Annotated in this window: 26 protein-coding genes, 1 tRNA gene, 1 pseudogene and 1 CRISPR repeat array (1 of these 29 running past the window's edge); of the genes and pseudogenes, 18 read left to right on the forward strand and 10 right to left on the reverse strand. The window is 33.3% G+C overall.

Annotated elements, in window-relative coordinates; translation table 11 throughout:
- Positions 1–1,037: a CRISPR direct-repeat array (repeat unit 30 nt; unit sequence GTTTCAATTCCTCATAGGCACTCTAAAAAC); it begins 2,680 nt to the left of the window's first position.
- Positions 1,038–1,344: 307 nt separating this feature from the next.
- From OWM07_RS00955 to OWM07_RS00965, 3 genes are read right to left on the reverse strand one after another with little or no spacing between them, the layout of a single operon-like run.
- Positions 1,345–2,115 carry a pseudouridine synthase family protein gene (locus OWM07_RS00955; RefSeq protein ID WP_423301799.1) on the reverse strand — a complete coding sequence of 257 codons (771 nt, stop codon included), beginning with the start codon at positions 2,113–2,115 and terminating at the stop codon, positions 1,345–1,347.
- Positions 2,112–2,813 carry a CidB/LrgB family autolysis modulator gene (locus OWM07_RS00960; RefSeq protein ID WP_423301800.1) on the reverse strand — a complete coding sequence of 234 codons (702 nt, stop codon included), beginning with the start codon at positions 2,811–2,813 and terminating at the stop codon, positions 2,112–2,114. Before OWM07_RS00960 ends, OWM07_RS00955 begins: the two co-directional genes overlap by 4 nt.
- Positions 2,797–3,147 carry a CidA/LrgA family protein gene (locus OWM07_RS00965; protein WP_423301801.1) on the reverse strand — a complete coding sequence of 117 codons (351 nt, stop codon included), beginning with the start codon at positions 3,145–3,147 and terminating at the stop codon, positions 2,797–2,799. The genes OWM07_RS00960 and OWM07_RS00965 overlap by 17 nt, the downstream gene beginning before the upstream one ends.
- Before the next feature lie 101 nt (positions 3,148–3,248).
- Here OWM07_RS00965 and OWM07_RS00970 point away from each other — a divergent pair.
- Positions 3,249–3,321 (forward strand) — tRNA-Thr (locus OWM07_RS00970).
- A gap of 81 nt (positions 3,322–3,402) precedes the next feature.
- On the opposite strand, the gene OWM07_RS00975 is transcribed toward OWM07_RS00970, so the two are convergent.
- The 3 genes from OWM07_RS00975 to OWM07_RS00985 form a co-directional block, all read right to left on the reverse strand.
- Complete coding sequence (locus OWM07_RS00975) at positions 3,403–3,603, reverse strand: cold-shock protein (RefSeq protein ID WP_423301802.1); 201 nt, start codon at positions 3,601–3,603, stop codon at positions 3,403–3,405.
- Positions 3,604–3,745: 142 nt separating this feature from the next.
- Positions 3,746–4,195 (reverse strand): lactate utilization protein, encoded by a 450-nt coding sequence (locus OWM07_RS00980; RefSeq protein ID WP_423301803.1) that lies wholly within the window; start codon positions 4,193–4,195, stop codon positions 3,746–3,748.
- Positions 4,173–4,391 carry an LUD domain-containing protein gene (locus OWM07_RS00985; RefSeq protein WP_423301804.1) on the reverse strand — a complete coding sequence of 73 codons (219 nt, stop codon included), beginning with the start codon at positions 4,389–4,391 and terminating at the stop codon, positions 4,173–4,175. Before OWM07_RS00985 ends, OWM07_RS00980 begins: the two co-directional genes overlap by 23 nt.
- A 108-nt stretch (positions 4,392–4,499) precedes the next feature.
- On the opposite strand from OWM07_RS00985, the gene OWM07_RS00990 reads away from it, so the two are divergent.
- The 7 genes and pseudogenes from OWM07_RS00990 to OWM07_RS01020 all read left to right on the forward strand — a co-directional run.
- The gene (locus OWM07_RS00990; RefSeq protein ID WP_423301805.1) at positions 4,500–5,546 is read left to right on the forward strand and encodes a proline racemase family protein; all 1,047 of its coding nucleotides are present in this window, start codon (positions 4,500–4,502) and stop codon (positions 5,544–5,546) included.
- Between the two features lie 3 nt (positions 5,547–5,549).
- Entirely contained in the window at positions 5,550–6,488 is a 939-nt protein-coding gene (locus OWM07_RS00995; RefSeq protein WP_423301806.1) for an ornithine cyclodeaminase family protein, read from the forward strand.
- Between the two features lie 278 nt (positions 6,489–6,766).
- Positions 6,767–7,891: a branched-chain amino acid ABC transporter substrate-binding protein gene (locus OWM07_RS01000; protein WP_423301807.1), complete on the forward strand. Its 1,125-nt coding sequence runs from the start codon at positions 6,767–6,769 to the stop codon at positions 7,889–7,891.
- Positions 7,892–7,902: 11 nt separating this feature from the next.
- Entirely contained in the window at positions 7,903–8,805 is a 903-nt protein-coding gene (locus tag OWM07_RS01005) for a branched-chain amino acid ABC transporter permease (protein ID WP_423301808.1), read from the forward strand.
- Positions 8,805–9,752: a branched-chain amino acid ABC transporter permease gene (locus OWM07_RS01010; RefSeq protein ID WP_423301809.1), complete on the forward strand. Its 948-nt coding sequence runs from the start codon at positions 8,805–8,807 to the stop codon at positions 9,750–9,752. Before OWM07_RS01005 ends, OWM07_RS01010 begins: the two co-directional genes overlap by 1 nt.
- 3 nt (positions 9,753–9,755) lie before the next feature.
- Positions 9,756–10,529, forward strand: coding sequence for an ABC transporter ATP-binding protein (locus tag OWM07_RS01015; RefSeq protein WP_423301810.1), 774 nt, complete (start codon positions 9,756–9,758; stop codon positions 10,527–10,529).
- A pseudogene (locus tag OWM07_RS01020) lies at positions 10,522–11,016 on the forward strand (ABC transporter ATP-binding protein); the annotation flags it as partial. The gene OWM07_RS01015 and the pseudogene OWM07_RS01020, both read left to right, overlap by 8 nt.
- A 269-nt stretch (positions 11,017–11,285) precedes the next feature.
- Here the strand turns inward: OWM07_RS01020 and OWM07_RS01025 are convergent.
- The 3 genes from OWM07_RS01025 to OWM07_RS01035 form a co-directional block, all read right to left on the reverse strand.
- Positions 11,286–11,792 carry a ferritin-like domain-containing protein gene (locus tag OWM07_RS01025; RefSeq protein ID WP_423301811.1) on the reverse strand — a complete coding sequence of 169 codons (507 nt, stop codon included), beginning with the start codon at positions 11,790–11,792 and terminating at the stop codon, positions 11,286–11,288.
- Between the two features lie 195 nt (positions 11,793–11,987).
- Positions 11,988–12,572, reverse strand: a complete 585-nt coding sequence (locus OWM07_RS01030; RefSeq protein WP_423301812.1) for a FumA C-terminus/TtdB family hydratase beta subunit — start codon at positions 12,570–12,572, stop codon at positions 11,988–11,990.
- Positions 12,562–13,431, reverse strand: coding sequence for a fumarate hydratase (locus OWM07_RS01035; protein WP_423301813.1), 870 nt, complete (start codon positions 13,429–13,431; stop codon positions 12,562–12,564). Before OWM07_RS01035 ends, OWM07_RS01030 begins: the two co-directional genes overlap by 11 nt.
- 423 nt (positions 13,432–13,854) lie before the next feature.
- Between OWM07_RS01035 and acnB the strand changes: the two genes are divergently transcribed.
- The 10 genes from acnB (at position 13,855) to OWM07_RS01085 (ending at position 25,338) form a co-directional block, all read left to right on the forward strand.
- The gene (gene acnB, locus OWM07_RS01040; protein ID WP_423301814.1) at positions 13,855–16,395 is read left to right on the forward strand and encodes a bifunctional aconitate hydratase 2/2-methylisocitrate dehydratase; all 2,541 of its coding nucleotides are present in this window, start codon (positions 13,855–13,857) and stop codon (positions 16,393–16,395) included.
- Between the two features lie 373 nt (positions 16,396–16,768).
- Positions 16,769–19,009, forward strand: a complete 2,241-nt coding sequence (locus tag OWM07_RS01045; RefSeq protein ID WP_423301815.1) for an NADP-dependent isocitrate dehydrogenase — start codon at positions 16,769–16,771, stop codon at positions 19,007–19,009.
- Positions 19,010–19,079: 70 nt separating this feature from the next.
- Positions 19,080–20,057, forward strand: a complete 978-nt coding sequence (gene mdh / locus OWM07_RS01050; protein ID WP_423301816.1) for a malate dehydrogenase — start codon at positions 19,080–19,082, stop codon at positions 20,055–20,057.
- A gap of 129 nt (positions 20,058–20,186) precedes the next feature.
- Entirely contained in the window at positions 20,187–21,368 is a 1,182-nt protein-coding gene (sucC, locus tag OWM07_RS01055; protein WP_423301817.1) for an ADP-forming succinate--CoA ligase subunit beta, read from the forward strand.
- The gene (gene sucD / locus OWM07_RS01060; protein ID WP_423301818.1) at positions 21,365–22,237 is read left to right on the forward strand and encodes a succinate--CoA ligase subunit alpha; all 873 of its coding nucleotides are present in this window, start codon (positions 21,365–21,367) and stop codon (positions 22,235–22,237) included. The genes sucC and sucD overlap by 4 nt, the downstream gene beginning before the upstream one ends.
- Positions 22,238–22,252: 15 nt before the next feature.
- Positions 22,253–22,453, forward strand: coding sequence for a 4Fe-4S binding protein (locus OWM07_RS01065; RefSeq protein WP_423301819.1), 201 nt, complete (start codon positions 22,253–22,255; stop codon positions 22,451–22,453).
- A 17-nt stretch (positions 22,454–22,470) separates the two neighbouring features.
- On the forward strand, positions 22,471–23,610 hold the full coding sequence (locus OWM07_RS01070; protein ID WP_423301820.1) for a 2-oxoacid:acceptor oxidoreductase subunit alpha: 1,140 nt from the start codon (positions 22,471–22,473) through the stop codon (positions 23,608–23,610).
- Positions 23,611–24,426: a 2-oxoacid:ferredoxin oxidoreductase subunit beta gene (locus OWM07_RS01075; protein WP_423301821.1), complete on the forward strand. Its 816-nt coding sequence runs from the start codon at positions 23,611–23,613 to the stop codon at positions 24,424–24,426.
- Between the two features lie 2 nt (positions 24,427–24,428).
- Entirely contained in the window at positions 24,429–24,968 is a 540-nt protein-coding gene (locus tag OWM07_RS01080; protein ID WP_423301822.1) for a 2-oxoacid:acceptor oxidoreductase family protein, read from the forward strand.
- A gap of 52 nt (positions 24,969–25,020) precedes the next feature.
- Positions 25,021–25,338, forward strand: coding sequence for a succinate dehydrogenase assembly factor 2 (locus tag OWM07_RS01085; protein ID WP_423301823.1), 318 nt, complete (start codon positions 25,021–25,023; stop codon positions 25,336–25,338).
- A gap of 4 nt (positions 25,339–25,342) precedes the next feature.
- Here the strand turns inward: OWM07_RS01085 and rarD are convergent, their stop codons facing one another.
- Positions 25,343–26,191: an EamA family transporter RarD gene (rarD, locus tag OWM07_RS01090; protein WP_423301824.1), complete on the reverse strand. Its 849-nt coding sequence runs from the start codon at positions 26,189–26,191 to the stop codon at positions 25,343–25,345.
- Positions 26,192–26,305 lie beyond the last annotated feature (114 nt).

A 26,305-nucleotide genomic window follows, 5' to 3' on the forward strand; every position in this document is an offset into this window, starting at 1 on the left:
TTTAGTTTCAATTCCTCATAGGCACTCTAAAAACTTCCCTAGCATAAAATGCAAATATTCCACACATAAGTTTCAATTCCTCATAGGCACTCTAAAAACTGGCATAGATTCACGCAAAGTTATTGGTATATCAGAAACGTTTCAATTCCTCATAGGCACTCTAAAAACTTGGCTTTTTGGTGTTTTTAATAGTTTATTTTCATTTTGTTTCAATTCCTCATAGGCACTCTAAAAACTAAAAATAACAGTTAGCAATATCAACAAAGAATTTGCGTTTCAATTCCTCATAGGCACTCTAAAAACTTAAGGAACATTGTTGGGATAATTTACAACAAGATTTGTTTCAATTCCTCATAGGCACTCTAAAAACTGCTCTTGTTGATAGCTAATATTTGAAATTATTCCTGGGTTTCAATTCCTCATAGGCACTCTAAAAACTATACCGAGAAAACGGAAAGCAGCGCTGGAAGTCGCTGTTTCAATTCCTCATAGGCACTCTAAAAACTTATGATTCAGCCTCGAAATAGTCGGGGCTGATTCAGTTTCAATTCCTCATAGGCACTCTAAAAACGTATTTGTATAAATAATTGTTTATCGAACATAGATTAGTTTCAATTCCTCATAGGCACTCTAAAAACGAAGTCATACTATACCCCACCTACGCTACTATTATCAGTTTCAATTCCTCATAGGCACTCTAAAAACAAATAGACCTTTATTAACTTCCTTGACATCTTGACCCAGTTTCAATTCCTCATAGGCACTCTAAAAACTATTAGTTGATGAAAACATAGAAACAAACGGCAAAGTTTCAATTCCTCATAGGCACTCTAAAAACTTGAATTACCTGAACAAAAGGATTTTTTAGAACCTAGTTTCAATTCCTCATAGGCACTCTAAAAACCTTCATTATACCCAGCAATTATTAATTGTTCTTTGAGTTTCAATTCCTCATAGGCACTCTAAAAACCCTGTTAAATGCATACTTTAAATATACGCTTGCGATAGTTTCAATTCCTCATAGGCACTCTAAAAACCCTTATCTCTATGATATATCAAATTGTCAAACATCTTTGATAAATCTACTAATTTTATTATACAAAATTTTGAAAAATGTGTCAAATTTAAAGTAATTTTTAGTCGACCTCTAATCTTGTAAAAAACCTTGGAGATCGACAAATGATTGATAACTATAATTAAATATAAGATTTTTATGGTTTTCTAACAAAAAAATTTCCTTAAAATGTATTAAAAATTGCGAGATTGACTAATTCAAGTGTTAGACAGTTAAAAGTAACTTTTTAGTATTGCATATTAATTAGTAGTTTGCAAAGTCCAAAATACTTAAATTGAAATGAGATTTTGATATTCTTTTAAAAAGTTTTCTTTTTTTGGGGAGTGGGCTTCAAAATTATCAATTTTTGTATAAATACAAGAGAGCATTAGTCTTTTGTATTGTTTATCACCATAAAGTGTATCACCCAAAATCGGATATCCGAGATAAGATAGATGAGCTCTTATTTGATGTCTTGTTGCTTTAAATATTGTGATTTCAAGTAGTGAATAATTTTTATTTGAATTAATGACCTTTATATTTGATGGGTGTTCAAGGTCAATCTCTTCTAACACTTTTACTTTTTTCCTTTTATTGTAATCGATTTTGTTAAAAACGATGGTATCCTCTGGGAAATTACCAATTACAACAGCTAGATATTTTTTCAAAACATTCTCTGGTTTATATCCATCTTTTATTGCTGCAATAACTCCATCCGTTTCAAAGTCAAGCCTTGAAATAAGCGTATATTCTTTGAAATGTTCTGATACAATGTCTGAAATCGTTAGAGAGTCTTCTAATTTGTGTCTTTCTGTATGCATAAAGGGTCGTTTATAGAGAAATAATACATTTTCATAATTTGAAATGATAAATTCGTCTAAATTATATTCTACTTTTTTTATATCAATGTTGAGGCATATTTGATGATTTTCAATATTTGTGATTTCTATATTTTCTTTAATGAATTTACCATCAATTAATACTTTTTTCTCTTTTATATATTTTTTTGCTAATCTTTTTGAAATATTAAATTGTTGTGAGAGATAATCAACTAATTTCATAATAATTTGTATATAATATAAAAAATTATTGGAGTAAATATGGCTGTTGCAATGCCATTTAAACATATTGCAAGTGAACTTGATGCTCCTTCTAATTCACCTTCTTCAAAGGCTCTTGCTGTGCCGATGCCGTGAGAAGCGCTACCAATTGCAAGACCTATTGCCACTTTATTTTTTATACCGGTTAATTTTAGAAAAGCTGGCCCAATTACAGCGCCAAGCACCCCTGTAGCTATAACTATCGCAGCAGTTAAAGATGGAATTCCTCCGATCTTTTCTGAAATCCCCATTGCTATAGGTGTTGTTACAGATTTAGGAGCAATTGAAGCTACCACCACTTTTGAAGCTCCAAGTAATTTTGCAGTTAATGCAGCCGATAATATACCAACAATACTACCGATTATTATACTAATTATAATTGATATACCTCTTTTTTTGATCTCTTCAAATTGTAAATAAAGTGGTACACCGAGAGCTACCACCGATGGCCCAAGGAAAAAGCTGATAATTTTGGCACCTTTGAAATAGGTATTATAATCAAGGTTAATAAGTTTTAATAATAAAATAAGTGATGTTATTGATATTAAAACTGGATTAAAGAGTATAAACTTATATTTGTTGTATAGTTTGGAAGCTAAATAGAATATTAAAAATGTTATCATTACAGAAAAAATTGGATTTTCAATTATTGCTTTCATTTTTTTTGTCCATTATTTGTTGTACTTTGCCAACTATGAAAAGAACGGCTAATGTGCTAAAAAAATAGGAAATAACAATGGGTATAAACTCTTTTTTTATTAAGTCAAAATATATCATTATCCCTACACCGGGTGGAACAAATAAAAAAGCCATATTTTTTACAAGGACATCTGCTCCAGGCTTTACACTTTCTAATTTAATTAGATTTGTTTTTAATGAGATTGTTAAAAGAATCATGCCGATGACATTACCAGGAATAGGGATATTTAAGATAGTTGAAATTGTATCACCTATAAAAAGGTATAAAAATATTATTGTTAATGATTGTATCATATTTAAATGATAGCAAAAGGATATTATTTTTTCAACTTACATTGGCTTGGTATTTTCAAAAATTGACAATAAAGGTGCCATAAGTAATATATAATTTATAAGCTGGTATAGCTCAGCAGGTAGAGCAACGGATTCGTAATCCGTAGGTCAGGGGTTCAAGTCCCCTTACCAGCTTTAAATTTTATGAATTTTGAAATTATAAAAAAAGGCCGCTTAAAAAGCGGCCTTTATATTTTGGATTAAGATATCGTTTTATTAAAGTGATACTACATTTATTGCAGCAAGCCCTTTAGGACTTTTTTCAACTTCAAACTGAACCCTTTCTCCTTCAGCCAAAGACTTGAATCCGTCTTTTTGGATAGATGTGTGATGTACAAAAACATCTTGTCCATTATCCTCGGTTATAAAACCATAACCTTTTGAATCGTTAAACCATTTTACTGTTCCTTTTCTCATAACTATACCTCGTATTATTTGTTTTGTTGTTTGTCAGTAAGAATTACTTTGGAATTACCAGAATAACTCTCGAACTGCCCTGAACAACTAACAACAATATACACATTAAATAACATAAAGCAAGCTTTTTATTTTTAATTTATTAAAATCCCAACGATTCACCAATAATTACTATTTCTATATCTGACAAGGGTGGATTTTTTTCAATTATTGTTACAATTCTACAAATTCGTTGTGGTGAATTACAATCTGCGCAAAAGCCAGTTTTTGCACAGGGTGTATTAAAATTTAATCTTTTAGCATTCATTGGAGAAGCAATAAATTTAATTCTTTTTATTGCATCATCCACATTTTCAACTATTTTGTTAATTCCAGTATACACAACAGACTTTTTGGGGCCGAAAGCCATTGCATTTACTCTATTACCAGTACCATCAATATTTACTAATTTACCATCAAGGGTTAATGCATTTGTAGAAGTGACAAAAAGGTCACAAGTTAATTCTGCTAATCTAACCTGATTCCTTTCTTCAGGTGTTAGGTTTGGATCTCCATGATTTAAAATCTTTTTATTTAGTTTTTTTTGCTTCATCAACTAATCTTAACTCTTTAACAACAGTAATTGAACCACCAAAACCTATAGAATCATAATTTGTGGCAGTTTGAATAAAATGTTTTATTGCTTCTTCTTTTGATTCAAAATAAACAGCTTTAAATCCATTTTTTGTTAGCGATTCAATTGCTTTATTTGCCAGCTTTTCGTAAAACCACTTTTTGATTTCATCCATGTTTTTACCTCCAGAAGTTTTTAGTTGTATCTAATTTTATAAAAAGACTTGTTAAGCTTTTTCATCACTGATAAAATTATATAAAAATTATTTTGTCAAGGAGAAACTATGTTTAGAAAAGATAAGTTTGAACAATTTAAATTGTGTGATTCTAAAGGTTTAATAATTAAAACTATAGATTTACATACTGCTGGTGAACCTCTAAGAGTCATATACGATGGCCTACCTGATATTATTGCAAAATCTGTTTTGGAATTCAGAAAAAAGATGATGAATGAATATGATTATATTAGGGAAGCTGTAATTTTAGAACCTAGAGGTCATGCAGATATGTATGGTGCTATTTTATTACCACCCTATAGAGAAGATATTGATTTCGGAGTTATTTTTTTACACAACGAAGGTTATAGTACAATGTGTGGACATGGCATTATAGCATTAATAAAACTTGCTTATGAATTGGGCTTAGTTGATTTTAAAGAGCCTCTTACGGAAATTAAAATAGATACTCCTGCTGGTATAGTTAATGCTTTTGCAGAGATTAAACAAGGCGAGCTTGTTAGATATTATTTTAGGAATGTTCCATCATTTATTTATAAATCTAATTGCTCTATTTACTTAGAGAGTTTGGGTGAAATACATTTTGATATTGCTTTTGGAGGAGCGTTTTATGCTTATGTGGATACAAATAATTTAAAAATAGATTTGACTCCACAAAATGTACAGCAATTGATATCTTATGGAAGATTAATAAAGAAGAAAGTATCAGAAAAATATCAAATTAATCATCCAAAACATGAAGATTTAAGTTTTTTATATGGAGTTATTTTTTATGATGGAAAAACTGGAAATGATAGCATTAGTAGAAATGTATGTATCTTTGCTGATGGTGAAGTAGATAGGAGCCCAACAGGGACTGGTGTTAGTGGTAGGTTAGCCTTGCATTATTTAAAAGGTGAAATAGATATTAAAGATGAAATCACAATTGAAAGTATTATCGGTACAAGATTTAAAGGAAGAATATTTAAAGAGGTTGATTTTTGTGGTTTTAAGTCAGTTATTCCTGAGGTTGAAGGTAAAGCTTATATTATTGGTAAAAATGAGTTTTTTGTGGATAAAGAGGATAGTATAAGTTATGGTTTTTTTATGAGGTGAAAAATGAAATATTTTAGCGCAGAAGATATTGAAAAATCTTTAGATATGAAAGAGTTGATTGATGTTATGAAAGATTCTTTAGTTGCATTGCATAATAATGATGTTGTAGTGCCAGAAAGACATCATATATCGAGCTCTTTGCATGATTCAACATATTTATTTATGCCAGTTTATTCTGAAAAGATAGACAAAGTGGGTTTTAAATATGTTGCAGTTTGTAATGAAAACTCAAAAGTTGGTTTACCCGCTATAAATGGAATTGTATTTTTGGCTGAGGGGAAAACAGGGGTTGTTAAAGCGATGTTTGATGGTGCAAAATTAACAGCATTAAGAACAGGTGCAATCGGAGGGGCTGCAGTGGATGAGCTTGCTTCGAAAGATGCAAAAGTCCTTTCAATATTTGGGACTGGAGCTCAGGCTGAAACTCAATTAAGAGGTGTAATTGCTGTTAGAGATATTGAAGTTGTTTATGTTTATTATAGGAATAGAGTCAAAGCTGAAGACTTTTTAAAAAGGGTTAGAAAGTTTTATAAAAAAGAAATTTATCTGATGAATGATTATAAAAAGCTTGAAGAGTCTGATATTATAATTGCTGCTACAAATAGTAAAACCCCTCTTTTTGATAGTACAAAGATAAAGTTTAAAGATGATGTTCATATAAATGCTATAGGATCTTTCAAGCCAGAAATGCAAGAACTGGATACAAACTTGTATGGAGAGTTTAAAATTTTTGCAGATAATAAAGTAGGGTGCATAAATGAGAGTGGGGATATCATAAATGCTTTAAAAGATGGAAAGGTCAAAGATGATGAAATAGTTAATTTAGGTGAGGTGATTGATAGATCTGATAATTATAAAAAGATAAAAACTGTTTTTAAATCTGTGGGTAATGCGAGTTTTGATTTATACGCTTCATACTATTTTTATAATAAATTAAGTTAGATAATAGTTCGGCTTATATTAGCAAAATATTGATTCTGATTTTCTTAGCTAAATAAATTTTTATCTCTTAATTTATTATGTTCATCATATAGATTATTTTTCAAAATTATGTTATGGGTTTTGCTGTTTATAATTTGTTGATAATAAACCAATATTTTATTACTAAAAATCTCTGTTATTTTTTTGTGAAAATTGTTCAATATACTTGACAAATCCTTAAAGTTTTAGAATAATAAGGGGCTCTTATTAAAACATAATTCTAATATTTGGAGGTTCTTATGAGAAAGGTGTTATTAACGCTTTTGGTAGTATTTTCTATGGTAACTTTTGCTTTTTCTGCTGATACCATTAAAATAGGTGTTCAAGCACCAATTACTGGCAAGTTTGCGAGTGAAGGGCAGGGTATTGATAATGCAGTAAGATTGTGGGTTGAGCAGGTAAATGCAAAAGGTGGTCTTTTAGGTAAAAAGATTGAAGTTATCACTTGTGATGATGAGGCAACTGCTGTTAAGGCTGCTATCTGTGCTAGAGAACTTGTTAACAAAGGGGTTATTGCTGTTATAGGTTCTTACACATCTACAGCTACAGAAGCAGCACAGGCTACCTATTTTAGAGCTGGTGTATTGCAAACTAGTGACGGTACAAGTGATACATTGGTAAAACATGGGTATTGGACATTCTTTAGAAATTCTTCACCAAATAGTGCTGAAGGCGAATTTACAGCTGAATTTTTTATGAAATTTAAAAAATACAAAAGAATTGCAACAATTTCAGACTATTCAACATTCTCTGTAGATTTGGAAAAAGCTGTTTATGAAAATACAAAGAAACTTGGTGGGAATATTGTATATAGAGCAAAAATTAAATCAGGTGATCAAAACTTTACACCTGTTTTAACTAAAATTAAATCTTATAATCCTGATGTAATCTATTTTAGTGGATACTACACAGATGGTGGTTTGATAGTAGCACAAATGAGACAGCTTGGTATTAAGGCAGACTTTGTTGGTGGTGACTCTAACGATAATAAAGAGTTTGTAAAACTTGCTGGCTCAGCTGCTGTTGGTGCTTATATAATTAATGTTCCTTTACCACAATATTTACCTTATGATATTGCGAAAAAATTTCTTGCTGACTACAGAGCAAAATATAATGAAGATCCACCAAGTATATGGACTCTTTTCAATGTTGATGGTTTAAGAGCTATTTTACATGCTATTGAGGTGTTGAAAACAACTGATACTAAAAAAATTGCAGATTATCTTCACAATGACCTTAAGAATTTCCCTGGTATAACAGGTCCTATCACATGGGATAAGAGAGGTGAAAGAGTAACAAGTGCATACATGGCTTATGAAATTCAGCCTGACGGTGAGTATAAGATAGTTTATCCTACTAAATAAAAGGGTTGGCGATGGAAATATTTTTCCAACAATTAATCAATGGGCTAACTATCGGGAGCATTTATGCTCTCGTAGCCCTTGGTTATACAATGGTTTATGGGGTAATGAAGCTTATTAACTTTGCACATGGCGATCTTGTAGCACTTTCTGCTTATATTGGACTTGTGATCATGATGCAGTTAACTGGTGCTAATTTACCAAATTATATTGTAATACCTCTGGTTTTTGCGGTAACTGCAATTGTTATTGCTATTATAGGTGTAATATTAGAAAGGGTAGCATATAGACCATTAAGACATGCACCAAGGCTTAGTGCAGTGGTTTCAGCTCTTGGAGCTGGGATGGTAATACAAAATGGGATAATGCTTATATGGGGCCCAAGACCAAAGATTTATCCTGCTGATGTTATCCCAGCTGTTTATTGGAGTATTGGTGGTGTTTCAGTTGGATTAATGCAGTTGATAATACTTATATTATCATTGATTTTGATGGTCGTTTTATATTTCTTTGTAAATAAAACAAAGATAGGTACAGCTATTAGAGCTAGTGCTATTGATCAGCTTGCTGCAAAATTGATGGGGATTGATGTTAATAAAATTATTGTGATGATTTTTATTATTGGTTCCTCTCTCGGTTCTGTTGGAGGTCTATTTATTGGGTTGTATTATAAAGGTATATATTTTAATATGGGCTGGATTTATGGCCTTAATGCCTTTGTTGCTGCAATTATTGGCGGTATTGGTAATATTCCTGGAGCGATGCTTGGTGGTTTGCTTTTAGGATTGTTTAATGCTTTTATTGCAGGTTATGTTTCTACAACATGGGCTGATGCTTTTACATATATTTTGCTTATTGTGATTTTAATATTTAGGCCTACTGGTATCCTTGGAGAAAGAGTTGCGGAGAAAGTGTAATGGATAAGAGAAAAGCGTATATTGGTTATTCTATTTTTATCATTTTTTTGGTTATATTCCCTTTAGTAGCAGATTCAAGGTGGTTGGCTGTTGGTACTACTTTTATTATTTACTCTATTGTTGCCTTGAGTCAGGATATTGTACTTGGTAGAGCTGGAATGTTTGATATGGGGCATGCACTGTTTTTTGGATTGGGAGCTTATTCAACTGCCATTTTGAATACAGTATATAATGTACCTGTTATGTGGACTATACCTGTTGCAATTTTGTTACCGATGGTATTAGGTGTTTTGCTTGCAGCACCAATTATTCATTTAAGAGGCGATTACTTATTGGTAACAACTATTGGATTTAATATAGTCTTTGAACAGGTGTTAAAAAATAATCTTTTTGGGATTACAGGTGGTCCAAATGGAATATTTGGGATAGGAGTTCCATCAATATTCGGTTTTCAGATTATGTCTCAGCAGTCAATATATTATATGTCCTTTGTAGTACTGATGATAACTTTTATTATTATAAGAAACTTAGAAACTAGTAAAGTGGGTAGAGCTCTACATTATTTAAATGAGGATTCTTTAGCTGCTGAGTGTATTGGAATAAATACCAGATTTTATAGATTATATGCATTTGGTTTAGGTGCTGCATTAGCTGGATTAGCTGGAGTATTATTCGCTGTTCAGTATGCAGCTGTAAGTCCTGAGGCATTTAGTTTTATTCAATCAGTTCTATTTTTTACTATTGTTATAGTAGGTGGTCCATCATCTATACCAGGTATTCTGATTGGTACATTTGTTATGTTTGTATTGCCTGAGCTATTTAGACAGTTTGCCACTGCTAGGTATTTTGTTTTTGGGATAGCGATGATTTTAACTATGATTTTAAGGCCAAGAGGTGTTTGGCCTGCTAAATTTGGTAGAATTCCAAAATACATAATGAAGGATTAGAGTATGGCACTATTGGAACTAAAAGATGTTACTAAAATTTTTGGTGGATTGATAGCTGTTGATAATGTGACTTTTAATGTAGAGGAAGGGCAAATCTTTGGGCTTATAGGCCCTAATGGTGCAGGTAAAACAACAGTTTTTAACTGTATAACTGGTGTGTATAAACCAGAAAAAGGGGATATCATATTTAATGGTTCAAATATAACTGGATTAAGTCCTTATAAAATAGCAAATCTTGGAATAGTTAGGACTTTTCAAACAATTAGACTTTTTGGTGAAATGAGTGTTGCTGAAAATATAATGTCAGGAAGACATTTTAAGAGTAAGCAAAGATGGTATCATGGAATCATTCATACACCATTTTCATTAAAGGATGAAAAAGAAAACTGGCTCAAAGTATATGATTACATGGAAATGTTTAATCTTACAGAATATGCTGCAGTATCTGCCACGAGTTTACCTTATGGGATTCAACGAAAGGTGGAAATGGCTAGAGCTCTTGCAGCAGAACCAAAGTTATTAATATTAGATGAACCTGCTGCAGGTTTAAATGATAAGGAAACTTTGGAATTAATAGATACAATTATTAAGATTCGAGATATGGGTGTGACGATTCTCTTAATCGAGCATGATATGGACTTGGTGATGAATGTAACAGATAGAATAGTAGTTTTAAACTTTGGTAAAAAGATTTCTGAAGGGACACCAGCCGAAGTCCAAAATGATCCTAAAGTTATTGAAGCATATTTAGGTAGCGATGAGGATGACGATGAGTAGTGAAAAGTTATTAGAGATTAAAGACTTAAAAGTTAATTATGGTAATATTGAAGCAGTAAAAGGGATATCATTATATGTAAATAAAGGTGAGATTGTAACAATTATTGGTGCTAATGGTGCAGGTAAAACAACTACTCTTAGAACAATCAGCGGTATTATAAAAGCTGCATCAGGAAGTATAAAATATAAAGGGATAGAGTTAACTGAATTAGAAGCTCATGATATTGTAAAATTGGGTATTACTCAAGCACCTGAGGGGAGAAGAGTTTTTTCCACATTAACGGTGGAAGAAAACTTAATCCTTGGAGCTTATTCAAAAAAAGAGGTTGACTACAATAAGCTAAAATGGGTTTATGAACTTTTTCCAAGACTTGAAGAAAGAAGGAGGCAGTTGGCTGGTACTTTATCGGGTGGTGAGCAACAGATGCTTGCTATAGGAAGAGCATTAATGTCAGATCCCGAATTGTTATTGTTAGATGAGCCTAGTTTAGGGCTTGCTCCTTTGTTAGTTAAATCAATATTTAAGACTATCAGGGAAATTAGCAAAAGTGGAGTAACAGTCTTACTGGTTGAGCAGAATGCTAAAGCAGCTTTAAAACTTGCTAATCGTGGGTATGTCTTGGAAGTAGGAAAAATTGTTTATTCTGGAACATCTGAGGAACTGTTAAATTCAGAAAAAATTCAGGAAGCTTATTTAGGTAAAAAAACACATACTATATTATAAAAAATAAGGCAGCACTTTGCTGCCTTACCATTTTATTCCATTGATGGATTAGGTCTTGGAATTCCTCTTTTTTTTGCTCTTTCCATTGATTGAAGAGCTAGATACTCTTTGCCATAAATTTCTATATTCTCAGCCTCTTTATCAAAATCATCATAATGTCTTTCTTCTTCTGCTATTACAGATTCAAATAATTGTTTTGTTATAGCATCTCCATTTTTGGCACATTCCAAAGCGAATTGATTATAAAGGGTTATAGCTTCTTCTTCTAATTTTCTAGCCATTTTCAACATTTCTATAGGGTCTTTGATTTTTTGTACATCATTTGAGGCTTTTAATTCAACTTCACCTTTTAAAAAAAGTATCCTTTCAGCAAATTTTTCTACATGAATCATTTCTTGGATAGCATTTTGTCTAAAAATAAATGATAAAATATCTAAATCCTGGTCATCACAATGAAAATGGAAATACATATACTGTTGGAGTGCAGTCATCTCTTCAGCTATAGCTTTGTTTAAAAGTTCAATACTTTTTTTGTGCATTTTGATACCTCCTAAATATTTTTTATAAAATATAAGTAGTGTTATAATAAATTCAATTTAAAATTAATAATTTATAGTATTGTTATAAATATATTTATGATTAATTTAGGTTGTTAAATAATGATATAAATAAATTACGCAATTTATTAATGATAAAAGAATAATCGTAAAAAGAAGGGGGATACCCCCGCTTTTTTAAAGACCCATCAATTCCTTTGCTTTAGCTTGAGATTTTTCTAATATTTGTTTGTGAAGACTATTACCATGAGAATCCATTGTGACTACTACAGGGAAATCTTCCACCTCAATTACCCAAAAAGCTTCTGGAGTGCCAAACTCTTCTAACTTAAATACAGTTTTTACTTTTTTTACTTTTTTTGCAATTAATGAACCAGCACCACCTACAGCGTGAAAGTAAACAGCACCGCATTTTTGTAAACCTTCTGCTGTTTTAGGACCCATTCCACCTTTACCAATTACACCTCTGACTTGGTATTCACAAATTACATCAGCTTGATAAGGTTCTTCCCTTGATGAAGTTGTTGGCCCTGCTGCAACAAAAGACCAACTTCCATCTTCATTTTTTTTCACTACTGGGCCACAATGATATATCACAGAATCTTTTAAATATTCTCTTATAAAATCAGGTCTTTCCTCAACCATCAATTTATGAGCCTGATCCCTTGCTGTTACTATTGTTCCAGATAAAAGTACTTCATCACCAACTTTTAATTTTCTAATTTCTTCTTCACTTATTGGAGTAGTTAATTTAATCGGCATAAGTCACCTCGCCATTTTTAATTGTCATAGCTTTTCTTCTATAAGCCCAGCACATATAAGATATTGCTACATAATATGTTGCTGGATGCCTGTGCTGAGCGTCAATATGGACACCCAAAACAGTAGTTTTTCCACCAAAACCCATAGGTCCTATGCCTAACTCATTGAGTTCTTTGTACAATTCTTCTTCAAGTTTTGCTATTTCTGGATTAGGATTTCTTTCGTTAAGTTTTCTAAAAAATTGCTCTTTAGAGAGTGCATAAGATGTAACTCTGTCTCCACCTATACCAACTCCAATAGTCCCTGGAGCACAACCAAAACCTTGAGCTTTAACAACCGCATCAATGATAACCTTTTTTACACCTTTTAAGTCTCTTCCAGCTCTTAAATTGGAATCAGGAAGTTTATACTGAATTCCTACATTTTCGCTACCACCACCTTTGAGCATTAGTCTTATTCTGACTTCATCTTTATCCCATTGATGAAAATGAATGTAAGGTGCATTATTCCCAACATTGTTGCCAGAGTTTTTCCCAGTAATGGGATCTACAGCATTTGGTCTTAAGTACTGTTTTTTTGTAGCTTCTGCTGCAGCCCATTCAATAGCTTCTCTATAAGTTTTTTCAGCTTCACCAACTGGATAATCAATATAAAAAATTAATGAGCCCGTATCTTGGCAAATAGGGGTAGAGTTTTCCCTTGCTAATTTTACATTTTCTAATATTGTCTTAAAAACGCTTTTTGCAGGGGTACCCTCATCCTCTCTTTCATAAGCTTCTTGTAAAGCTTTTTCAATATCTGGTGGTAAATCTGTGGATGCCCTTCTAATAAGTTCTAATATTGCCTCTTTTAACTCCATAGTCACCCTCACAAGAGATTTTTATTGTGAATAATCATTAATTTTATGCCATAAATTCTGATTTATGTCAACTGTATATTGTATACAATTAAATAGCGTTTTATTTTTGTTAAAACAAAAAAGTGTTATAAAGTATATCAAAAACTTTGTACAATACAAATAATTATGTAAATGCATTGTATGACTACAAAATATAAAAAGATGTTTTAGTAAATTGACAAAAGATAAAAAAAATAGTATACAGTATACAAAATTGAGATGTTGCACAATAATGTGTGCTTTAGCTTGAGATTGCTTCAATTATAATTACAGTAGTTTAAAAAGATATCAATGATTAGTAATAATTTATTGAAGCAATCTCAATGATTAAAAAAGTTTAAGTGATATTGTGCAACATCCTAAAATTTCTGTGAGGGGTGATTTATGTTAGATAAGTATATGGAACATGTAAAAGAAAGAGAAGCTTTGGGGATTCCTCCTTTACCACTATCTGCTGAAATGACAGAGGAGGTTTGCAAATTATTAGAAAATCCTCCAGCTGATAAAAAAGATTTTTTGTTACATTTAATTAGAGACAGAGTAGCTCCTGGTGTTGATCCAGCAGCAAAAGTAAAGGCAGAATGGCTTTACAAGATTGCAAAAGGGGAAAAGAGCTCTCCTGTTGTTAGCAAAGAAGATGCTGTTTTTATGCTTGGTACAATGTTGGGTGGTTATAATGTGGGATATTTAATTGATTTGTTAAACGATGAGGAGCTTGGAGCTAAAGCTGCAGAAGCTTTAAAGCATACTATTTTGGTTTATGATGCGTTTGATAAAGTAGCTGAAATGGCAAAAACTAACAAGTATGCTAAAGAGGTATTAGAGTCTTGGGCTAATGGGGAGTGGTTTACAAGTAAACCTGAGTTTCCTGATGAGATTAAGGTTAAGATTTTTAAAGTTGATGGTGAAACAAATACTGATGATTTATCCCCTGCAAAACATGCATGGAGTAGACCAGATATACCACTGCATGCTTTAAGTATGGGTGAAACAAGATTTCCTGGCGGTATTGATACAATTAAAAAGTTTAGAGAAGAAGGGTATAAAGTTGCTTTTGTAGGCGATGTTGTTGGTACAGGATCTTCTCGTAAATCTGCTACAAACTCAGTAATGTGGCATATTGGCGAAGATATCCCTTATGTTCCTAATAAAAGAAGAGGCGGAATAGTTATTGGTGGTTTAATTGCACCTATTTTCTTTAATACTGTGGAGGATTCTGGTGGTTTACCAATAATGTGTGATGTTTCAAAGCTTAATACTGGAGATGTAGTAATTATTGATACGAAAAAGGGTGAAATTAGAAGTGAAAATGGAGAAGTATTGTCAACTTTTCAAATTAAACCTCCTACATTGAGAGATGAGTTTAGAGCTGGTGGTAGATTGAATCTTATTATTGGTCGTTCTTTAACAAATAAAGCAAGAGAGGTTTTAGGGTTAGGTGAGAGTGATTTATTTATTAAACCTGACAATCCAAAACCAAAACCAAATCAAGGATACACTTTAGCTCAAAAAATTGTTGGTAAAGCTTGTGGGTTACCTGGTGTATTGCCAGGCACTGCTTGTGAGCCGAAAATGACTACTGTTGGCTCTCAGGATACCACTGGTCCAATGACTGCTGACGAGTTAAAAGAGTTGGCTTGTCTTAAGTTTCAATCACCTATGTTTATGCAATCTTTCTGTCATACTGCAGCTTATCCAAAACCAGCTGATGTTAAAATGCATAAAACACTACCTCAATTTATTATAGAAAGAGGTGGTGTAGCATTAAAACCTGGGGATGGTGTTATTCATTCATGGTTAAACAGATTGTTGTTACCAGATACTGTAGGTACAGGTGGTGATTCGCATACAAGATTTCCTATTGGTATATCTTTTCCAGCTGGATCTGGTCTTGTAGCCTTTGCTGGAGCATTGGGATTTATGCCTCTTGATATGCCTGAGTCTGTACTTGTAAAATTTAAAGGGGAGTTAAACCCTGGGATTACTTTAAGGGATGTGGTAAATGCTATCCCATATTTTGCAATAAAGCAGGGGTTGCTTACTGTTGAGAAGAAGGGTAAGAAAAATATTTTCAATGGTAGAATCTTAGAAATGGAAGGTTTACCAAACTTGACTGTTGAACAGGCTTTTGAGCTTACTGATGCCTCTGCTGAAAGATCTGCTGCTGGTGCAACAATAAAATTATCAGAAGAAAGTGTGGCTGAATTTTTGAGAAGTAATATTGCACTTATGAAGAAGATGATTGAAGAAGGTTATCAAGATGCTGATACATTGAAAAGAAGGATTGAAGATTGTGAAAAATGGTTAGAAAATCCTGTATTACTTGAAAGAGATGAAAATGCTGAATATGCAGCAGTTATCGAAATAGACTTATCAGAAATTACTGAGCCTATCGTAGCTTGTCCAAATGACCCTGATGATGTGAAACTCTTAAGTGAAGTTGCAGGTGATAAAATAGATGAAGTGTTTATTGGTTCGTGTATGACAAACATTGGTCACTTTAGAGCTGCTGGTAAAATTTGGGAAGGTTATAAGGAAGCACCTACAAGGATTTGGTTAACTCCACCTACAAAAATGGATAAGGCTCAATTGATGGCTGAAGGTTACTACTCTATCTATTCTCAAATAGGAGCAAGAACAGAAATTCCAGGTTGTTCACTTTGTATGGGTAATCAAGCTAGAGTTAAGTCAGGCTCTACAGTAATTTCTACATCTACAAGAAACTTTGATAATAGAATGGGTGATGGTGCAAGGGTATATTTAGGTTCTGCAGAGTTGGCAGCTGTTGCAGCTTTAAAAGGGAAATTACCAACACCTGAAGAATATTTTGAGATAGTGAAAGAGAAGTTAGAGCCAAACAAAGAGGAAGTTTACAGATATTTAGAATTTCATAAAATGGGTGATTTCAAGTTAGATTATGCTTAAATAAATTAAGGGAGCTTTTATAGCTCCCTATTTTTATTGAAAAAAACTATAACTATAGAAAACTCAATAGTGTTTATTTATTGTTTTTAAATAATAAAAATCATGTTTTTAATTGTTTGATATAAAATATTAAAATTGTTAAATTTTAAAATCTTTTAAGTATAAAATATAATTTATTGATATATATTGTGAAATAATAAATGAAAATTTAGGAAAAATATTTGAATTTTAATTAATATTGTAAAGTAGTTATATTTAAAAAAACTGTTTTAATATAGTGAATATCAATATTTCTTGACATTAAATATGAAATTATATATATCTGTATACAGTATACATTTATAATTTAAATAATAGTATGTGAGGAGTGGTTATGGCTGAGAAAAAACCTACAATAATTTGGACAGAAACTGATGAGGCGCCTTATTTAGCAACATTTTCTTTGTTGCCAATTGTAAAAGGTTATTTAAAACATGCGGATATTGATGTAGAAGTTAGGGATATTTCTGTTGCAGGTAGGATACTTGCAACTTTTCCAGATTATTTAACTGATGAACAAAAAGTTAACGATGATTTGGCGTATCTTGGTGAATTAGTTAATAAACCTGAGGCAAATATCATTAAGTTGCCAAATATCAGTGCGTCAATTCCACAGTTAAAAGAGGCTATTGAGGAGTTACAAAAGCAGGGTTATAATGTGCCTGATTATCCAGAAGAACCTAAAACAGAAGAAGAAAAGAAAATTCAAGAAAGATATGCTAAGGTATTGGGTAGTGCAGTAAACCCAGTTTTGAGGCAGGGTAACTCTGATAGAAGAGCACCACTTGCAGTTAAGAAATATGCTCAAAAGTTTCCTAATTCTATGGGTTTGCCATTAAAACCTTGGAGTGCAGATTCGAAATGTCATGTGGCGCACATGTCTGGTGGTGATTTTTATGAAAATGAAAAATCAGTTACACTTGATAAAGAAACTGATGTTAGAATCGAATTTGTGGATAAAGATGGCAATGTGACTGTTTTAAAGGATAAACTTCATCTTTTAGAGGGGGAAGTATTAGATGGCACTTTTATGAGTGCTAAGAAGCTTGCTGAGTTTTATGCAGAGCAGATTAAAGATGCAAAAGAGAAAGGTGTACTTTTCTCATTGCACTTAAAAGCAACAATGATGAAAGTTTCAGACCCAGTATTGTTTGGGCATGCGGTAAAAACGTATTTTAAAGAAGTTTTTGAAAAATATGCTGATGTATTTGAAGAAGTAGGTGTTAATCCAAATAATGGTTTAAGTGATATTTATAAAAAATTGCAAAAGCTTTCTGAAGATAAAAGGAAAGAGATAGAGGATGCTATCCAGAAAGTTTATGAGAAGAATCCACCTCTTGCAATGGTTGATTCTGATAAAGGTATAACAAACCTCCATATGCCAAACGATATTATCATAGATGCTTCTATGCCTGTGGTAGTAAGAGATGGTGGTAAAATGTGGGGACCTGATGGTCAGCAACATGATTGTAAATGTATTATTCCTGATAGAAGCTATGCAACAATGTACGCAGAAATAATAGAAGATTGTAAGAAGAATGGTGCATTTGATAGATCTACAATGGGAAGTGTATCAAATGTTGGTTTGATGGCTATGAAGGCTGAAGAGTATGGTTCTCATGATAAAACTTTTTTAGCTCCTGGAGATGGAGTAATCAGAGTTGTAGATGCTGATGGAAATGTTTTATTTGAGCACAAAGTTGAAAAAGGTGATATTTGGAGAGCTTGTCAGACTAAAGATATTGCTATAAAAGATTGGGTTAAATTAGCTGTTAATAGAGCAAAAGCTACCGGTGATACAACTATTTTCTGGTTAGATAAAAATAGAGCACATGATAGTGAGTTAATCAAAAAAGTTGAAAAATACCTTAAAGAGCACGATACAGAAGGTTTAGATATCAGAATAATGGCTCCAAGAGAAGCTATGAAATTAACTTGTGAGCTTGTAAGACAGGGTAAAAATGTTATTTCAGTAACTGGGAATGTTTTAAGAGATTATTTAACAGACCTTTTCCCAATTTTAGAGCTTGGTACAAGCGCAAAAATGCTTTCAATAGTTCCACTTTTAGCTGGTGGTGGCTTGTTTGAAACTGGTGCAGGTGGTTCTGCTCCAAAGCATGTAGAGCAGTTTTTAAATGAAGGTCATTTAAGATGGGATTCACTTGGAGAATTTACTGCTCTTGGCGCATCATTAGAACACATCTACAACCAGTATGGTAATAAAAAGGCTAAGGTTATGGCAGATGCATTAGATAAGGCTGTAGGTAAGCTGTTAGAGAATCAAAAGTGGCCAGGAAGAAAAGTTGGACAATTAGATAATAGAGGGGAGCATTTCTATTTTGCAATGTATTGGGCAGAAGCCCTTGCAGAACAAACAGAAGATGTGGAATTAAAAAACACTTTTGAAAAAGTTGCTACTGCAATGAAGGAAAATGAGGAAAAAATATTAAATGAAATTATGGCTGCTGAAGGTAAACCTGTTGATATAGGTGGTTATTATCATCCTGATAAAGAAAAATTATCAGTAGCAATGAGACCTAGTGTTACTTTAAATGGGATTATTGATAGTTTATAAAAGGTAGCCAGGCTTAAAGCCTGGCTTAAGTATATATGGCTTTTGCCAAATAAATAAAAAGGGGGCTCGTATGGCAACATTTAAAAGACCAAAAATAGCCTTAATAGGTGGTGGACAGATTGGTGGTGTTTTAGCACAACTTTGTGCTTTAAAAGAGCTTGGTGATGTGGTTATGTATGATATTGTAGAGGATATGCCACAAGGTAAATGTCTTGATATTGCAGAAGCAGCTCGTGTTGATGGTTTTGATGTATCTGTTAAGGGTACAAACGACTATGCTGATATTGAAGGGGCGGATTTATGTATCGTAACTGCTGGTTTGCCAAGAAAACCAGGGATGAGCAGAGATGATCTTTTAACTACTAATGCAAATATAATTAAAACTGTTGCAGAAAATATTAAAAAATATGCTCCAGATTCTCATGTTATTGTAATTTCTAACCCTCTTGATGCTATGGTTACTCTTATGAGAGAAGTTACTGGTTTCCCTCACAATAGAGTTTATGGACAAGCTGGGGTTCTTGACTCTTCCCGTTTTGCTTCATTCATAGCATGGGAGCTTGGTTTGTCAGTTAAAGATATTAATGCTCTTGTTCTTGGTGGTCATGGTGATACTATGGTTCCTCTTGTAAGATATGCTAATGTCAACGGTATCCCTGTTATGGAATTATTAGAGCAAAAATATGGTGATGCTGCTAAGGCTAAAGAGGTTATGGATGCAATAGTTGAAAGGACAAGAAAAGCTGGTGGTGAAGTAGTTGCATTATTGAAAAAAGGTTCAGCATTCTATTCTCCTGCTTCAAGTGCTATAGCTATGGCTGAGGCTGTTTTGAGAGATCAAAAGAGAGTTCTCCCTGTATGTGCTTGGTTAAATGGGGAGTATGGTGTTAAAGATATGTATTTGGGAGTTCCTGTAGTACTTGGAGCAAATGGTGTGGAGAAGGTTATTGAACTGTCTCTAAATGAAGAAGAGCAAGCTATGCTTGAGAACTCAATTAATGCAGTTAAAAAACTTGTTGAGGATATGAAGAGACTTGGCTTTTTATAAAATAATTGCGGGGTTTATAACACCCCGTTTTAAAAATAGCTCACCTTAAAAAAAACTTGAAAAATCGGGGAGAGGGTAGTAATGATGAACGACAATTCGAAAGAAAATACAAAAAAAGGAAGGTGAGCTATGAATATTCATGAGCACCAAGCCAAAGAGATTTTCAGAAAATATGGTGTACCAACCCCAAGAGGTTTTGTAGCGTTTAAACCAGAAAACGCTGTTAAAGCTGCTCAACAGCTTGGCGGCGATTTAGATGTTTGGGTAGTTAAAGCGCAGATTCACGCTGGTGGTAGAGGTAAGGCAGGTGGTGTAAAACTTGCAAGATCTACCGAAGAAGTTGGTCTGATTGCAAAGCAGATGTTAGGTAGCAAACTTGTAACCCATCAGACAGGTCCTGAAGGGAAAGTTGTTCATAGAGTATATATAGAAGAAGGTGTAAATATTGAAAAAGAGTTCTATTTAGGGATGGTATTAGATAGGTCTTTGGAAATGCCTGTTATGATGGCTTCTTCTGAAGGTGGAGTTGAGATTGAAGAGGTTGCTGCAAGAAGTCCAGAAAAAATTATAAAAGTTGCTATAAATCCTACAATCGGATTCCAAGGTTTTCATGGTAGGAAGCTTGCTTTTGGACTTGGTTTACCAAGAGAATTGGTAAACAGATTCATCAGTTTTGCGCAGGCGATATACAATGTATATATGGATTACGATGCTAACTTGATAGAGATAAACCCACTTGTATTGACAAAAGAGGGTAAATTTATCGCTCTTGATGCTAAAATGGGTTTTGATGATAATGCTCTTTATAGACAGCCTGAAATACTGGCAATGAGAGACTTGACAGAGGAAGAGCCTACTGAAATTGAAGCTGCTAAATATGGACTCAGTTATGTAAAATTGGATGGTAATGTTGGTTGTATGGTAAACGGTGCTGGACTTGCAATGGCTACTATGGATATAATTAAGCATGAAGGTGGAAAACCTGCAAACTTCTTAGATGTAGGTGGTGGAGCAAGTGCTGAGACTGTTGCTAAAGGGTTTGAAATTATATTGAGAGATCCAAATGTAAAATCGATATTCGTAAATATATTTGGTGGAATTGTTCGTTGTGATAGAGTTGCAAACGGTATAATCGAAGCAACAAAAGCTACCCAAGTAAATGTACCTGTTGTTGTTAGATTAGATGGTACAAATGCTGAAGAAGCGGCAGAAATATTAAATAATTCTGGTATTAAACAGCTTATAGCTGCAACAGACTTGAAAGATGGTGCAAGAAAAGCTGTTGAGGCAGCAGAAAGGGGGTTGGCATGAGCATATTAGTAAATAAAGATACAAAGGTTATTGTTCAGGGGATTACTGGAAAAGAAGGTACTTTTCATGCAGAACAATGTATGGCCTATGGCACAAAGATAGTAGGTGGCGTTACTCCTGGTAAAGGTGGTACAGAGCATCTTGGTGTGCCTGTTTTTAATACAGTAGAAGAAGCAGTAAAAGCAACTGGTGCAACTGTATCTTTGGTGTTTGTTCCACCTGCATTTGTTGCTGATGCGATTATGGAAGCGGCTGATGCTGGTATAGAGTTGGTAGTTGCAATTACTGAAGGAACGCCAGTAAAAGATATGATGTACGCTAAAGAATATCTCAAACATAGAAAAGTTAAAATGATTGGGCCGAACTGCCCAGGTATTATTACCCCTGAAGAGTGTAAAATTGGCATTATGCCTGGTTTTATTTTCAAAAAAGGGCCAGTTGGTCTAATTTCAAAATCAGGTACCCTTACCTATGAGGCTAGTAATCAGATTGTTAAGCAGGGGTTAGGTATCTCTACTGCTGTTGGTATTGGTGGTGATCCAATAATTGGTTTGAGTTATAAAGAGTTGTTACAAATGTTTGAAGAAGACCCTGAAACAAAAGCGATTGTTATGATTGGTGAAATTGGTGGTGATTTGGAGATTCAAGCAGCTGAATACATAAAAGAGAATATTTCAAAACCTGTTGTGGCATTTATCGCTGGTCAGACAGCTCCAAAGGGTAAAAGAATGGGTCATGCAGGTGCTATTATCTCTGGTAGTAAGGGTACAGCTAAAGAAAAAATGGATGCATTAAGTGCTGCTGGTGTTCATGTTGTTGTGAGCCCAGCAGAAATAGGTGAAACTGTTGCAAAAGTTTTAAGTAATTAGAACAAGGAGAGGTAAATGGCAAAGGCTGAGAGAATAGAAATCAATACAAAATGGTGTAAAGGTTGTGAGATTTGCGTTGAGCTTTGTCCTACTGGATGTTTAGAAATGAGAGATTTCAAAGCTGCAGTTAAAGATTTAGACAAATGTATTGCTTGTATGCAATGTGAATTAAGATGTCCTGATTTTGCAATTGTAGTTTATAAGAAAGAAGAATAACTTAGGAGGCTTTAAAAGTGGCTAAAAATGTTCAATTTATGATGGGTAATCATGCTGTGGCTGAAGGTGCTTTATATGCTGGTTGCCGTTTTTATGGTGGATATCCAATTACACCTTCATCAGAAGTAGCTGAAAGAATGGCTGAAAGATTGCCACAAGTTGGTGGTAGATTTATACAGATGGAAGATGAAATTGCAGCAATGGCATCAGTTATTGGTGCTTCACTTGCTGGTGTTAAAGCTTTAACTGCTACAAGTGGTCCTGGTCTATCATTAAAACAAGAAAATTTAGGTTTTGCATGTTTATGTGAAATACCAGTTGTTATTGTAGATGTTATGAGGGGTGGCCCTTCTACTGGTATGCCTACAGGTCCTAGCCAGTCTGACATTATGGCTGCAAAATGGGGTACTCATGGAGATCATCCTATAATAGCTGTTACACCTGCATCTGTTCAAGAACAGTTTACAGAAACTGTTAGAGCTTTTAACTTGTCTGAAAAATATAGATGCCCTGTTATAGTGTTGACTGATGCTATTATAGGTCAAATGATGGAGTCTATTGTAATTCCTGAACCAGGTGAATTAGAAGTGATTGATAGAATAAAAGATCCAGGTGTTCCACCTGAAGAATATTTGCCTTATGATATGGAAAAAGATATTAATCCGATGCCACCTTTTGGTGCAGGATATAGATGGCATGTAACTGGCTTACACCATGATGAAACAGGTTTTCCTACAAATGACCCTGTTCTTCATACAAAAAATACAGTAAGGTTAATAGAAAAATTAAACAAGAATTATGATGATATTGTGAAAGTTGAAGAATTTTACACTGATGATGCAGATATCCTTGTTTTTGCAATTGGTGTTAATGCAAGATCTGCTAAGGCTGCAGTTATTGAAGCTAGAGAGAAGGGGATAAAAGCTGGTTTACTAAGACCACTTACAATATGGCCTTTTCCTGAAAAACACTTAGATAAAATTATTTCTACTAACAATATAAAAGGGATTGTTGTGCCAGAAATGAATCTTGGTCAGATGACTCTTGAGGTTGAAAGGGTAGCAAAAGGTCGTTGTGAGGTAGAGGGCTTATATAGCTTGATGCTTGACCCAATATTGCCTTCTGAGATTTTAGAGAAAATTAGGAGGTTTGCTTAAATGGCTTACGATTACAGTAGATACTTAAGAAATGAGAAATTTCCGCATATATGGTGTCCTGGCTGTACCTATGGTATAGTTTTAAAGTCTTTTATCAGAGCAATTGATGGCCTTGGCTGGGATAAAAATGAAATAGTAGTTACATCAGGTATTGGGTGCGCTAGTAGATTACCAGGATATGTAGATTTTAACACACTTCATACCACCCATGGTAGATCTATTGCATTTGCAACAGGTGTTAAATTGGCTAATCCAAATTTAAAAGTTATCGCACTTGGTGGCGATGGTGATATGACTGCTATTGGTGGTAACCACTTTATCCATGCATGTCGTAGGAATTTAGATATTACTATTTTGGTATTTAACAACAATATTTATGGTATGACAGGTGCTCAATATTCACCTACAACTCCAAAAGGTGCTTGGGCTACAACTGCTCCTTATGGTATGCCAGAAAATAATTTTGATGTTGTAAATCTTGCAATTGGTTCTGGTGCTACCTTTGTAGCAAGATCTACAGCTTATCATACCACTCATTGTGAAAAAATGATTAAAGAAGCGTTGTTGCATAAAGGTACTAGTGTTGTAGAAATTATAAATGCTTGTCCAACTGGTTATGGTAGAAAGAATAAATTTAAAACTCCAACTTCAATGCTATTGTGGATGAAAGATAATGCTGTTCAAAAGGCAAAAGCTGATAGAATGAGCCCAGAAGAGTTAGTTGATAAGTTTGTAATTGGTGTATTGCATAAAGAGGAAAAACCAGAATATGTAGAAACTTATGATGCTACTGTTGGATTAAAAAAAGGAGAGTAACAATGGCAAGGGTAGATGTTAGATTAAGCGGATCCGGTGGACAAGGTATGATTACTTCTGGTGCAATCCTTGGGGTTGCAGCAGTTTACGATGGTAAAAATGCAGTACAAACAAAGTCTTATGGCCCAGAGGCAAGAGGCGGTGCTGCAAGATCTGAAGTGGTTATTAGTGATGAGGAAATTACTTATGTAAAAGTAATTGATGCAGACATTTTAGTAGCTTTGACACAAGAAGCTGCTGATAAGTTTTCATCTGCAGTAAAAGATGGCGGCATTGTTATCGTTGATAGCTTGATGGTAAAAAACCCACCAAGTGGTAATTTTAAGCTTTACTCACTACCTATCATTAAAACTGCTGCTGAGAAAGTTGGTAAATCTCTTGTTGCTAACATTGTTACATTAGGTGTTTTAAATGAAATTGCGGAGGTAGTGTCTTTTGAGTCTTTAGAAAAGGCAGTGTTGAGTAAAGTACCAAAGGGCACTGAAGAGTTAAATAAAAAAGCACTTGCAGCTGGTAGAGAGATTGCAAAAGAAGTTTTATAATTAGATAGGGGGAGGTTTCTCCCTATCTTTCTTTACTTTTGAGGGGACATTAATGGATATAAAAAACACGAAAGAATATAAAAAATGTGTGTTTTTAGCCTCAAAAAGAGCGATGCTTGAAAATGAGCTTTTATTAAGAGAGTTTGTAAAAGAATTTGTACCTTCACATTATGATTTAGAGACATTAGGTGAGTTTAATATCTTTTTAGAAAAAATATTCGATAATGATTTGTTTGATATTATTTTCGGTATTAAACCTTATAGTTATTATGCAGATAAGTATCCCGAAAAGTTTTTAAAAGATATTCAAGAATTTGCTTTTGAAAAAAATAGAATTTCTGAGATACGCAACAAAAGTAAAAAACAATAATTTTTTATCTATTTTTTATTGATTCATAAGTAAATAGTATTACTGCTAACCATATTATCAGAAAACTTAAAAAATACATTAGGGAAAAACTTTCTTTATAGTAAAAAAGTCCAATTAAGAACATAAGTGTTGGGCCTATATACTGTAACATTCCAACGGTAGATAAAGGTAATTCTCTAATGCTATAAACATAAAGTAGCAAAGGGGTAGCTGTAACAACTCCACTAAATAATAATAAAAATGAGATTGTTGATGAGATTGTGATGAGATTTGAACCATAAATAAAGATATATGTTGCAAAAGGGATTGATAATAGAAAAGATTCAACGGTGAGACCATCAATGGAAGAAAGTTTAGATTTTTTTCTGAATACTGAATACATGCTAAAAGAGAATGCTAAGCCAATTGCAATAAATGGAATTATTTTAAGAGATACAATAATATTTAAAACCGATAATGTAGCTAATATAATTGATATTTTTTGAATGTTGGAAAATTGTTCTTTAAATATGAGCCCTCCTAAGAAAACGCTAACAAGAGGGGTGAGGTAATACCCAAGACTGCATTCTATGATATGATTATTGACAACTCCCCACACATAAATCAACCAGTTTGATGCTAAAAATATGGAACTTATGACATGTTTTTTTAAAGTAATTATATTAAACAATTTTTTTAATGTGTTTCTATTTGTGAAAAAATGATAAAATACTAAAAGAATGAATGTCATAACTATTCTATAAGCTAACACTTCAAGGGCGTTAATCTCTTTTAATGCTTTCCAATAGAAAGGTAAAAATCCCCAAATAAGAAAAGCTGCAACAGCGGCTAAAAAAGGTCTCAGTAAGTTCATTGCTGAATAATATTTAATTATTTGTTAAAGTCAAGAAAATAATACGCTTGACTAATTATGTATATAGTTGTATATACAATAACCTTTTAAAATATTAATATCTATTTTTATTGA

This window comes from Deferribacter thermophilus, assembly GCF_049472675.1.
GTDB classification, from domain to species: Bacteria; Chrysiogenota; Deferribacteres; order Deferribacterales; family Deferribacteraceae; genus Deferribacter; species Deferribacter thermophilus.